We start from the raw sequence: 11,435 nt of genomic DNA, 5'->3' as shown, positions 1-11,435 counted from the left end.
GACGATTTGGTGCCATGCTTGATGATGTCCTTTGACGACTCGTTTTTCACACCGCATGCAGGACACCCGTCAGGGCGGTACGTCAACGTTCCGTGGAGGACCATGTGGTCTACACCGCTTTTCTTTTGGGTGGTGACCGGTTGGTCGTCCAATACGATATTTTTCTCTTTCAATCCGAGCAGTTCTTTTGTAAAATGAAACTGGGTCATGTGAATCCTCCTATCGTTTGGTTGTGGTAACTTAATTATAGGGGTTCACTGGCCTTTTTACATTTTAAACACACAAAAGGTGCCGGTGAACCATTTGATTCACCAACACCAAATATTATAGAACCCAAATTCTTTGACAGAAAATGTAAGTTCTCTTTTATTTTAGAATCCAGGACCTTTTGTCCCAGCCTCATTTTTCTTTGTTCTTTTTTGCTTAACTCGTTACGGTTTGTTCCGATAGGATAAAGTAGGAGAAGTATTTTTCAATATACTTTGAAACTAGATAAACTTAAATTAGCTTTTCTTCTTTAGAAGGGTGCATTATAATGCATCCTGAATGGGAAGAAGCAGCGGGCAGTAGGTTCAGCTGACATAGTAATTTTAGGAAGAAAGGAGTGACCCTATGGGAAGTGTGAACATTATGGGTACATACTCAGGGATTGACGCCACAGTTGTCGATCAATTGATTGAAGCAGAAAAAGCGAAAGGCGTTAAATTTACGAATAAAAAAGAAAAACTCGAACGAGAAAAGAATGCTTGGAAAGACATCAATACTCGCTTGGATAATTTGTCCAAGAAACTAGAAACTCTTCAAAAATCAAAAACATTTCAAACAAAGGCGGTCACTTCAACGGACACAGAAGGAACGACACTGTCCGTTTCCGCGGGAGAAGATGCGGCTACAGGGCAGTACCGGGTTCAAGTAACGCAATTGGCGCAATCATCACGGATGACGGGCGCAAAAGTATCTAAGAACCTCAGTACCGGAGAGGCGCTGGAATCGATTGAGGATCCTTTAGGACTCACCAACACGACCTTCACGTTTACGAATCATGAAGGAACAGATTACACCGTTTCTTTGACAGCGGAAGACAGCTTGAAAGATGTCACCATAAAAATTAATGAACAGACAGAAAAATCTGGAATAAAAGCATCCATTGTGGACAACCGATTGATTTTGACAGACACAAATATGGGCGAGCGGACGATTGCCGTGAGCGGGGATGCTGCGGCAGAGTTAGGTTTTTCTGGTTCAGCAGATGAATTCTCGTTGGGACAGGCTGCAGTTTTTACTGTAGATGGTTTGGAAATTACTCGAAATACCAACACAATTGATGATGTCATTGAAGGGTTGACCTTTGAACTGAAGAACGTTCATGAAGGTGAACAATCAGACATTATTACCATCGAGGAAGATACGGAAAAGACAGTTACTGCAGTAAAAGAATTTGTCGATCAGTACAATTCGACGATGAGTTTCATTACAAGTCAGCTGGACGTTGGAGATCCTACGGCGGAAAATAATGTCGCTGGCGCGTTAACCGGAGACGGGACAGTGATGCGATTGCAATCCGGTTTACGGACACTGTTTTCCAGAAACCTGGAAGGTGGCAAGTCGGGAGATATCTTAAGTGTTGAAGATATCGGCATTACGATTGACCGATACGGTTCGGCAACACTGGATGAAGAGAAGCTGAAAGAGGCATTGGAGAAGAATCTCGGTGATGTCACTCAGTTCTTCTACCATCAAGAAACAGTATCAGTGAATGAAACCGACGAAGCAGGTAACGAAGTCTCTTCTTCTAAGATTGAACGGACAGGTCTAACTCAAGTGTTGCGTGATTTCGTTGATACCTATATTTCCGGTACCACAGGAATCATTACGACAAAAAATGAGTCTTATGACAGAATGATCAAAGACCTCAACGAACAGATTGAGTTGTTCAATGACCGGATTGACCGGAAACGTGACCGGTATATCCAACAGTTCACTGCATTAGACATTGCCATGATGCAGGCAGAATCTCAAATGTCTTATATGTTCAGTCAATTGGGCATGAAACAAATGTAATAACGAATAACAATGAACGAATGAACATTCCAATGTAGCTGATGACCTTATGAAAGAAGGAATCACTATCAATACACTAAATAAAGACCGAAAAATTCAAATACTAGAGAGCATTCTCTCCTCGCTGCGAGACTGGGACGGCACAAGTGAATCCGCTGTAGGGATTATCGCCTCAAACGAACCATACTTCACGCAATTGAAAAGTATGGAGCAAGAAGAATCAGCGGAAGACAAAGAAGTTTTGATAGAAATTCATCAAAAAATCGTCGTTGAACAGAAAAAATTGATGTTTCATATTAAACAAGAGCGTACGAAGCTGAAAAGCCAATTGGATCAAGTAAGCAAGAAAAGCAAAGTGGTTAAAAACTATATGTCGATGAAGAATCACTCGATTTTTGTCGATCGGAACCTATAAGAAAGGAGGACATATACATATGGCATACCCAAACACCGCAAAAATTTATAAGCAAAACCAAGTGACAACTGCATCTCCAAAAGAGTTGGTGTTGTTGTTGTACCAGGGGTGCATCAAGAACCTGCGATTGGCTGAACTTTCCATTGATGAGAAAAGATTGGATTTGGCTAACGAGAAATTGATTAAGGCACAAAACATCATTCAAGAATTAATGAATACGCTGAATACAGAGGTGGGTGGAGAAGTGGCTTTGAACCTTGAAGCGCTGTACGACCACTTCCTGACCGAACTCGTCCAAGCCAACCTGAAAAAAGACAAAGAAAAAATTGAATACGTGCGCTTCAAGATGAACGAACTTCTTGAAGCATGGACCAGCATTTAATTGCTGGTCTTTTTTTATTGTCTTGGTTTATTACTCAGGCAGCTACAAATAAAAAATTTAGACCTTTAATGTGTACGAGAAATATCGTTATTTTTTGAAGAAGTTTCAATCGGATTACATAACTGATGTGACTTAAAAGAGAAATATTACTTAAAAAAATAAATTATAAATAAATTGCGTATATTAATAAGTGTGGTTATTTATTAAGGATATGTAAATATGAAAAGTTTCGAATTTTAGACAATTTTTCATTTCCTAACTTTTCATTTGAATAACGAGGGTTTTTATGACGAAATTAACAAGAATCGTTTATAAATAATACAAGAATGAATGCTTTGAGTTGTTGTCGTTGAGGCATTTTCAGAAAAAATCATGAAGAAACAAAAAATAAGAAAACGTTCGAAATTTATTCGGAGGAATTTTTTAACGAAAAAATAAAAACAAACTTGTATAGAAAGTTGTCATTGAGGCATAAAAACTTATCGACTATACTTGTCTCTGGTAAGAGATACATAACTGTTGTCAGATATGTAACAAGATAATAACGTACAAATAAAATAACGGGGTAATATGAAATGAATAACATGAGTTACGGTATATTGAAGAAAGCACTTGACACGGCGTCGCTGCGTCAAGAAACCATTTCCAGTAATATCGCCAACGTCAATACTCCTGGATACAAAGTGAATAAAGTCGCATTTGAGTCGCATTTAAAGCAGGCGTTGGACGGCACAGGTTTAGTCAGAACAGATGACGGGCATATGCATATCGGCGGTTCAGACACGTTAGATCCGACCGTACATAAACGCACCAATACGTCGGTGAAGGACAATGGAAACAACGTGGACGTAGATTATGAGATGGCGGAACTGGCGGCCAACAACATTTACTACGATGCGGTTGTATCTCAATTGAATGCCAAATACGCAATGATGCGAACAGTACTGAAATAAACGGAGGCGATGACAAATGGGTATGTTTGATTCAATGCAAATCAATACAAGCGGGTTGAGCTTGGAGCGGTTGAAGCTGGACGTCATTTCCAGCAATATCGCCAACGCGAACACCACCCGCACAGAAGAAGGCGGTCCTTACATAAAGAAAGACGTGGCATTCGAAGAAGCCATCAAGCAGCAAGATTCCTTCTTCACCGGTAAGGCAGAAAATAAAAGCTTCGGCGTTCGAGCCACAGAAATAGTGGAAGACGAAACCAATACGAAAATGGTGTTTGATCCGGCTCACCCGGATGCGGACGAAGCGGGATACGTGGAGTACCCAAACGTGGACATGGCGGACGAGATGGTCCAATTGATGACCACTTTGCGTTCCTATGACGCCAACGTCACCGCGATGAACGCCAGCAAAGCGATGCTCAATAAAGCATTGGAAATTTCCAAGTAAACAAGAAAAGTGGAACAAGCCGGTTTGATTCATGCAAAAAGTAGAGAATGACGCCCTGAATGAGCAGCTTGCGCGCAATGGGCTCATTCATCTTTTTTTGCACGGAGTCAGGCTTGTGCAACTAGACAGCAATCAGTAAATAAGATACAACCAGATATTTCATTACATATAAGAGAAGAGGAACCAAAACGTGAACATGCAAATCAACGACATCTTGATGAATCAGCTGTACCCGACTGCTCCGGTTCAACCGACAAGCGACGAGACACGGACAGCGGCTCTTTCAAAAGGAGACGGAGAAGCCTTTTCCGGTTTGATGAGCGAAGCCATCTCCGCATTGGATGACAAACAGACGGCGTCAAACGAAGCAATCCGGGGGCTGGTTACCGGCGAAGCGGATGATTTACATACGGTCATGGTGAAATCGACCGAAGCCCAATTGTCTCTCGAACTTGCGGTACAGTTGCGCAACAAGACATTGGAAGCATTCAATGAAATCAAAAACATGCAGTTTTAAACGTAGGTTGAGGGAGTTTTGCGGAGAATGGATAAGGTAAAGAATACATGGGACGGTGTCAAATCCGGCTGGGAGAAAATGGAAAAAGGAAAGAAAATCCAGCTGGGTGTCATCGTCTCAGCAATCGCCATCGTGGTGCTTTCCGTGGCTTATTTCACACAACGGCCCCAATATACAGTGTTGTTTTCCGAGTTGGAAGAAGCGGACGCTGGAGCTATTGTGGAAGATTTGGAAGTAAAAGGAATGCAGTACCAGCTGGAAGACAGCGGCACCACCATTTTGATTGATGAAGAATACATAGACAAATACCGGATTGACTTAGCGGTGGAAGGGTTGATGCCGGCTAACTCAACCGGTTTTGAAATATTTGACGAAGCCAGTATGATGGCGACCAACGAAGACCGACAAATCATGTACCAACGTGCCGTCTCGGGGGAATTGGAACGGGCCATCACGGCCTTGGACACCGTAAATTCGGCGAAAGTGCTGCTTTCGATTCCGGAAGACAGCATCTTCCAAAACCCGGAGTACCAGCAGAATGCTTCCGCCTCCATTGTCTTGGACACAAGAGGAAGCCAGCCGCTTTCTCATCAGACGGTTCAAGGCATCGCGTCTCTCGTTTCCGGCGCTGTGGACCATTTGCCGATTGAAAACATCCAAATCGTGGACACGAACGGAAACTTGTTGAGTGCGTCGCTGTCAAGCGGAGGGAACTTCACTTCCGGAAGCGTCGTCGAACAGCACCAGCAGATCACACAGTCCGTGGAAGCCGACCTGCAGCAAAAAGTGTTGAACCTGCTCGGACCGATTTACGGGATGGACAAAGTGCGTGTGACGGTGAATGCGGATTTGAACTTTGACGCGATTGAAGTGGAAAATATTCAACATGATCAAGGACGAAATAATGAAGGAGAATTAGAACCAACTGTTCGGAGCGAATCCATTCAAGCATCTGGAGGCGGCGAGTTTGTTCAAGGTGCCCAAGGCGGCACACTTGACAGTAACTCTGTAACGGAATTTGAAGGCGGAGAAGAAACCGAAAGCAATTCGTATAATCGAACAACGAACTACGAGGTAGATACATATACTGAAAAAATCGTTAGAGCTCCTGGAGCTATCGAAACAGTTTCCGCATCAGTCATTGTAATGGATGCAGAATCAAACAGAGATAAACTCATAGGATTGGTTGAGAATGCTTTAGGAATGCAACCAGGTATGTCTGCAGTTCAATTAGAGTTCTTCCAACCAATGGATGAAACACCTGCACCGACCTTGTTGGGCAGCGAAGACCTGTTGGCTCAGCTTAAAACCTTTGTATCGGATTACGGCATCTATTTGTTGGGCGGATTGGTTCTTATCGTCTTGTTGACGTGGTTGTTGGGCGTGTTGAAGAGACGTTCTGAAGAAGACGAGTTTGACGAATTTGTCTTAGAAGCAGAACCGGTGGCACCTGTGGAACCGGAAATTTCAGAGTTCGAGAAAGAAGCCGAGCGCAAGATTCGAGAAAGCAAAGCGGCGAACGAGAAAGAAAACGAAGTACGGAAGTATGCGAAAGAAAATCCGGAATTGGCCTCTGAAATGATCAAAATCTGGATGAAAGAGAAGTAGGTGAAGAGATGGAAGACGTGGATGGAATCAAGAAAGCAGCGATCCTGCTCATTTCGTTAGGTCCGGAAACATCGGCTCAAATCATGAAGATGCTGCCGGATTCTTATATCCAAAAAGTCAGCTACGAGATTGCCAACATCGACCATGTGAAGCCTGAAGAACGCGAAGGCATCCTTCAGGAATTTATGGAGATGTCCCAAGCTCAGGAATACATTTTGGACGGCGGGATCGATTATGCCAAAGATTTGTTGAACAAAGCGTTGGGACCGCAGCGGGCAAAAGAAGTCATCGACATGTTGAATCAAATCCAGCTGCGTGAGCGGCCGTTCAACATCGCCCGTAAAGCGGACACTCAGCAGTTGACGACGTTGTTATTGAACGAACAGCCGCAGACTGTTGCATTGATTTTGTGTTACATGCAGCCGGATAAAGCGGCCAATGTGCTGGCGCAGTTCCCGGTGGACAAACAAACCGAGATTGCCGAACGTATCGGGACCATTTCCCGGACGTCCCCGGTGGTCATCGAGAAAATCGAAAAAGTCATCGAAAGCAAGTTTTCGAACTATATCGACAACGACACCGAGACCGTCGGCGGGGTACACACATTGACGGAAATCCTCAACTCCATTGGACGCAGTACAGAAAAGTCCATTATATCCGAACTCGAGGAACGTCAGCCGGAATTGGCGGAAGAAGTCAAAGCCAGCTTGTTCACCTTCGAAGACATCGTCACGCTGCAAAAAGGCGATGTGCAGAAAGTTTTGCGTCAAGTGGATCACGACGATTTGGTGCTTGCGCTTAAAGGGGGGGCGGAAGACTTACAGGAATTCATTTTCGAGAACTTGTCGAAACGTGCAGTGGAAACACTCCGAGAAGATTTGCAATTCATGGGACCTGCCCGTTTGTCTGCGGTAGAAGAAGCGCAGCAGAAAGTAGTCAATGTCATCCGTCGTTTGGATGACCAAGGCGAGATTTACATCCAAAGAGGTGAGCAAGATGCTATCATCTCATAGGATCATCAAGGCTACCCATGCCTACAAAACAACCAAATCAACCATTATTGACACGTTGATTGAAGAGCCGGAAGAAGTACAGATGGCGGCGGAAGAAGAAGTGGACGACGCGTCTCTTCAACCCGCTCATATCCGGGAAGCCCGGTTGGAGAGCGAAGCCATTCTCCAAGAAGCAACCATCGAAAGCAAACACTTGGTCGAAGCTGCGCAAAAAGAAGCGGAACAACTCCGGGAAGCCGCCCAAGAAGAAGGGTACCAAACCGGTTTGCAGACAGGCTACCAAGAAGGTCTTCAAAAAGGATTTGCAGAAGGAATGGAACAGGCGCAAAAAGACATCGAACGGATGAAGCTGGAAGCCAAGCAGCTGCTTCAAGAGGCGCATGAAGAAATCCAGCGGTATCAATCCGAGAAGAAAGACGAGCTGTTGGACTTGGCGGTGAAAATGGCGGAAAAACTGATTCATAACCAATTGGAAGAATCTCGGGACGGCATCTTGGAATTGGCCAAACCGTATTTGTACCAACTAGACAAAGAAGAAGAGTACGTCACATTGACGGTGCACCCGAATCAGTTGGCGTTTGTGCGGGACCACTTGGATGACGTGAAAGCCATCGCTCCGGGCACGCGGTTCATGGTGCTGCCGGATGCCGATTTGGAAACAGACGGTGTCATGATTGAAAGTTCCCGTGCAGTGGTGGACCTTCAGGTGAAGAAACAGTTGGACGGGATGTTGAAAGAACTGAAAGAAATGGAGAGAATCGCGGATGTTTGAACTGCCGTTTGAAGCGTACCGCCGGGCGTTGGACAAAAAAGACTTCGCGTTCAAGATGGGGAAAGTCAGCCAAGTCACCGGACTCATCATCAAAGTGGAAGGACTCGACGCCTTTGTCGGGGAAGTCTGCGAAATCCAAATCAAATCCAACGGCAAAACTGTTTTGAGCGAAGTCGTGGGCTTTGTGGAAGAAACGGTTCTGTTGATGCCGCTAGACGAGGTGGAAGGCATCGGTCCGGGCTGTTTGGTCCGTCCGACCGGGAAGACGTTGAAAGTGGAAGTCAGCGAAGACATGCTTGGAACCACGTTGGACGGGTTGGGACGTCCGTTGATGGATGAGGAAATCATAGACGGCACGCTTTATGACGTGAACCGTGCATCACCGGATCCGTTCAAACGGAAAAAAATCGAAGACATCCTGCCGACCGGAGTGAAGGCCATCGATGGATTGCTCACTCTGGGAGAAGGGCAGCGGATGGGGATTTTTGCCGGGAGTGGGGTCGGAAAGAGTACCTTGCTCGGCATGATTGCCCGTTATTGTGAAGCGGATGTCATCGTCATCGGACTCATCGGCGAGCGTGGACGGGAAGTCAAAGAGTTCATTGAAAAAGATTTGGGACCCGAAGGCTATCGTAAATCCGTGGTGGTGTGTGCGACCTCCGATATGCCGCCGTTGGTGCGGTTGAAAGGGGCATACGTCGCGACAGCGATTGCCGAGTATTACCGGGACCAAGGGAAAAAAGTGGTTTTGATGATGGACTCGGTGACCCGTGTCGCCATGGCACAGCGCGAAATTGGCCTGGCCACCGGTGAACCGCCGACCAGCAAAGGGTACACGCCGTCTGTTTTCACGACGCTCCCGAAACTGTTGGAGCGAAGCGGGATGTCCGACAAAGGCTCCATCACCGCCTTGTACACCGTTTTGGTGGAAGGGGACGACATGAACGAACCGATCGCCGACACGGTGCGGGGAATTTTGGACGGACACATCATTTTGTCCAGGAAAATCGCGGCGGAAAACCACTACCCCGCCATCGATGTGCAGAACAGTTTGAGCCGGTTGATGAAAGAAATCGTGGATGAGAAACAGTATGTGCTGGCCGGAAAACTCCGGGAGAACATGGCCATCTATTCCGAGTCGAAGGACTTGATCGACGTAGGAGCCTACCAAAAAGGAAGCAATCCCTTGGTGGATCAGGCCATTCGGTTTAACCAGCCGATCAAACAGTTCTTGAGGCAACGGGTGGAAGACAGAAGTCCTTATGAAAATACCGTGCAACAATTGGAGACATTATTTTCTGCCTCCGCAGTGAGATAGGGGATGAACCATGAGCAAGTACACCTTTTCAATGAAAAAGATTTTAGACTGGCGTGCCGACAAAGAAGAAGAAGCGCAGCGCGTCCTCGTGGAAACACAAAAGAAACAGCAACAACAAGAAGCATACCTTCAACGGTTGATCAATGAAAACATCCAGATGAAACAAAAGACCCTGCTGGAAGGCCCCATCGATACGATGCGCCAACACGATTTGTACAAAAAAGTGTTGGACGAAAAAATTATGCAGCAGAAATTGGTCGTGGAAAAAGCGGCCAAAGAAACCGAACGGGCCAAACAAGCGCTGTTGGAAGCACATAAAGAGAAGAAAATGATGGAAAAGCTGGAAGAAAAAGAGCGCGCGCAGTACATACTCAACGAGAAGAAAGAAGAGCAAAAGCAGCTCGATGAAATTTCGACTGTCAACTTCGGCCGCGCGCTGTTTCAGTAGACTCGCGTGGAGTGAAGAGCGGAAAACTGCGTCACTCCACGTGATGCCCCGCGCTTTGAATGGAGTGGAGGACAAACGAGCCGCTCACTCCATTCAAACATACACAACTTGCAAGGAGTGGGGCCTAAAAAAAGCAACCACTCCACGCAAGCCGCCTTGAAAGGGGGTGAACAGAATAAACACAAATGGAGTATCCCACGTCAGCGTGCCGGTCACAAAACAGATGCCGAGCGAGAACGCGACGGTGGATCAAAAACAAGTTCAACTTTTTGAAACGCTTTTGGAAAACGAAACGTCCACGGAGACGCAAACCGGGTCTAAGCCTTCAGAAGAAGGGGAAACGGTGACGGAAGACACTTCGGAACAGGAAGAATTTCTACATAATTTAATGGGAGCTTTTTGGCGGATGCCGATGGTGGAAGAAAAGATGCCAGAAGCACAGCCAACTATTACAAACCCAACAATTGAAAACAGCACTGAGAATCAACTCAGTCAGGTGTTTCCTTTAGAGGGCAACAAAGCAACGGCTGGTGAAGCACAAGAATCCGGTCAAACAGTTCTTGGAAAAGAGAACCAGCCGCAAAATGGGGATGTTGAAGCCTCGAACAGTCAACCAACTGGAGAAGCTAAGGCCACAGTGGCCACTCCAGAAACAGAGCAAATTGCACTGACTAAAGAAATCCAAGAAGCAGCGGCAGCTGATCAAGAGAAAGTTTCCGCCAAAATTGCGAGTATGATGCAGTCGGCTAAAGGCGAACCGGCGTCAGAAGAAGGATTCGCTCCAGTCAAAAATGCAGAAAAGAATGTGGTTTCCGGACAGCCGGGACTTGTTCAAAGTGAGACAGATACGACGTATCAAACCACTCAAGTGGACACAGTGGTTTCTGTTGAAGAAACGACGATGGAAAAGCCTGAAGCAGCAACCGAACCAATCAACAAACCGCTCACGACCGAAGTGAAAGATGTCATTCATCCGCAGATACCTCGTATAGAAACGGATAGCCGCACGTCTTCTACTTCAACCACAGTTGCAGAAGTGAAGCAGGTGCCGAAAGAACAACTCGCCTCTGTATTGGGGGACATCGTTGTGGAACACGTCCACTCGCCGGAGAAACCGGACCAAACGACCACGCGTATCTTATTGACGCCGGAACGTTTGGGAGAAGTCGAGGTCAAACTTGATATGCAAAACAACCGGTTAACGGCCAGCATCACGGTGGAGCACGCCGAAACGAAACAGTGGCTGGAACAACAGCTCGTCCACTTGACAAACAAGCTGGCGGATCAATCGATCCAGGTGCAGCAGTTTCAAGTGACTGTCTCCCAATTGTCAGAACAAGCCGCTTCATTCAGCGGGCAGTTCCAACAAGAGCGCCGGATGAATGACGGAGAGAAAAAGAAACAAAGCAATACGTACAACGAAGGCAGCCAAGAAGCGGAAGAACCTTCGGAGAACCAACCTGCCGGCAGACTCAGCTTGCTGGCGTGAAAGGAGCAGCA

At 46.1% G+C, this 11,435-nt stretch carries 12 protein-coding genes and 1 pseudogene; 12 read left to right on the top strand and 1 reads right to left on the bottom strand.

What is annotated here, in order from left to right:
- Nucleotides 1-209: pseudogene (locus G470_RS0104955) on the bottom strand (ISL3 family transposase); the annotation flags it as partial.
- A 403-nt stretch (nucleotides 210-612) separates the two neighbouring features.
- Here G470_RS0104955 and fliD point away from each other — a divergent pair.
- From fliD to G470_RS0104895, 12 genes are all read left to right on the top strand, one after another.
- Nucleotides 613-2,061, top strand: coding sequence for a flagellar filament capping protein FliD (fliD, locus tag G470_RS0104950; protein WP_028273868.1), 1,449 nt, complete (start codon nucleotides 613-615; stop codon nucleotides 2,059-2,061).
- Nucleotides 2,062-2,110: 49 nt separating this feature from the next.
- On the top strand, nucleotides 2,111-2,476 hold the full coding sequence (locus G470_RS0104945) for a hypothetical protein (RefSeq protein WP_028273867.1): 366 nt from the start codon (nucleotides 2,111-2,113) through the stop codon (nucleotides 2,474-2,476).
- Nucleotides 2,477-2,495: 19 nt separating this feature from the next.
- Nucleotides 2,496-2,858: a flagellar export chaperone FliS gene (fliS, locus tag G470_RS0104940; protein WP_028273866.1), complete on the top strand. Its 363-nt coding sequence runs from the start codon at nucleotides 2,496-2,498 to the stop codon at nucleotides 2,856-2,858.
- Nucleotides 2,859-3,433: 575 nt separating this feature from the next.
- Nucleotides 3,434-3,811, top strand: coding sequence for a flagellar basal body rod protein FlgB (gene flgB / locus G470_RS0104935; RefSeq protein ID WP_205617888.1), 378 nt, complete (start codon nucleotides 3,434-3,436; stop codon nucleotides 3,809-3,811).
- A gap of 16 nt (nucleotides 3,812-3,827) precedes the next feature.
- Nucleotides 3,828-4,259: a flagellar basal body rod protein FlgC gene (gene flgC / locus G470_RS0104930; RefSeq protein WP_028273864.1), complete on the top strand. Its 432-nt coding sequence runs from the start codon at nucleotides 3,828-3,830 to the stop codon at nucleotides 4,257-4,259.
- 196 nt (nucleotides 4,260-4,455) lie between these two features.
- Nucleotides 4,456-4,776, top strand: a complete 321-nt coding sequence (gene fliE / locus G470_RS12755) for a flagellar hook-basal body complex protein FliE (protein WP_240470644.1) — start codon at nucleotides 4,456-4,458, stop codon at nucleotides 4,774-4,776.
- A gap of 27 nt (nucleotides 4,777-4,803) precedes the next feature.
- Nucleotides 4,804-6,384 carry a flagellar basal-body MS-ring/collar protein FliF gene (fliF, locus tag G470_RS0104920; protein WP_028273863.1) on the top strand — a complete coding sequence of 527 codons (1,581 nt, stop codon included), beginning with the start codon at nucleotides 4,804-4,806 and terminating at the stop codon, nucleotides 6,382-6,384.
- 8 nt (nucleotides 6,385-6,392) lie between these two features.
- Complete coding sequence (fliG, locus tag G470_RS0104915; RefSeq protein ID WP_028273862.1) at nucleotides 6,393-7,397, top strand: flagellar motor switch protein FliG; 1,005 nt, start codon at nucleotides 6,393-6,395, stop codon at nucleotides 7,395-7,397.
- Nucleotides 7,381-8,169, top strand: a complete 789-nt coding sequence (locus tag G470_RS0104910; RefSeq protein WP_028273861.1) for a FliH/SctL family protein — start codon at nucleotides 7,381-7,383, stop codon at nucleotides 8,167-8,169. Before fliG ends, G470_RS0104910 begins: the two co-directional genes overlap by 17 nt.
- Nucleotides 8,162-9,487, top strand: a complete 1,326-nt coding sequence (gene fliI / locus G470_RS0104905; RefSeq protein WP_028273860.1) for a flagellar protein export ATPase FliI — start codon at nucleotides 8,162-8,164, stop codon at nucleotides 9,485-9,487. The genes G470_RS0104910 and fliI overlap by 8 nt, the downstream gene beginning before the upstream one ends.
- Before the next feature lie 10 nt (nucleotides 9,488-9,497).
- Nucleotides 9,498-9,935, top strand: a complete 438-nt coding sequence (gene fliJ / locus G470_RS0104900; protein ID WP_028273859.1) for a flagellar export protein FliJ — start codon at nucleotides 9,498-9,500, stop codon at nucleotides 9,933-9,935.
- 166 nt (nucleotides 9,936-10,101) lie between these two features.
- Entirely contained in the window at nucleotides 10,102-11,424 is a 1,323-nt protein-coding gene (locus G470_RS0104895; RefSeq protein ID WP_156907946.1) for a flagellar hook-length control protein FliK, read from the top strand.
- Nucleotides 11,425-11,435: the final 11 nt, after the last annotated feature.

Origin of the sequence: Atopococcus tabaci DSM 17538, assembly GCF_000429585.1 — a bacterium.
Taxonomy (GTDB): Bacteria; Bacillota; Bacilli; order Lactobacillales; family Carnobacteriaceae_A; genus Atopococcus; species Atopococcus tabaci.
This window is presented reverse-complemented; position numbering and strand designations above follow the sequence as displayed.

Coding starts and splice junctions, on each gene's coding strand:
- fliD (WP_028273868.1), top strand. CDS start 613: ATGGGAAGTGTGAACATTATGGGTACATACTCAGGGATTGACGCCACA.
- G470_RS0104945 (WP_028273867.1), top strand. CDS start 2,111: ATGAAAGAAGGAATCACTATCAATACACTAAATAAAGACCGAAAAATT.
- fliS (WP_028273866.1), top strand. CDS start 2,496: ATGGCATACCCAAACACCGCAAAAATTTATAAGCAAAACCAAGTGACA.
- flgB (WP_205617888.1), top strand. CDS start 3,434: ATGAATAACATGAGTTACGGTATATTGAAGAAAGCACTTGACACGGCG.
- flgC (WP_028273864.1), top strand. CDS start 3,828: ATGGGTATGTTTGATTCAATGCAAATCAATACAAGCGGGTTGAGCTTG.
- fliE (WP_240470644.1), top strand. CDS start 4,456: ATGCAAATCAACGACATCTTGATGAATCAGCTGTACCCGACTGCTCCG.
- fliF (WP_028273863.1), top strand. CDS start 4,804: ATGGATAAGGTAAAGAATACATGGGACGGTGTCAAATCCGGCTGGGAG.
- fliG (WP_028273862.1), top strand. CDS start 6,393: ATGGAAGACGTGGATGGAATCAAGAAAGCAGCGATCCTGCTCATTTCG.
- G470_RS0104910 (WP_028273861.1), top strand. CDS start 7,381: ATGCTATCATCTCATAGGATCATCAAGGCTACCCATGCCTACAAAACA.
- fliI (WP_028273860.1), top strand. CDS start 8,162: ATGTTTGAACTGCCGTTTGAAGCGTACCGCCGGGCGTTGGACAAAAAA.
- fliJ (WP_028273859.1), top strand. CDS start 9,498: ATGAGCAAGTACACCTTTTCAATGAAAAAGATTTTAGACTGGCGTGCC.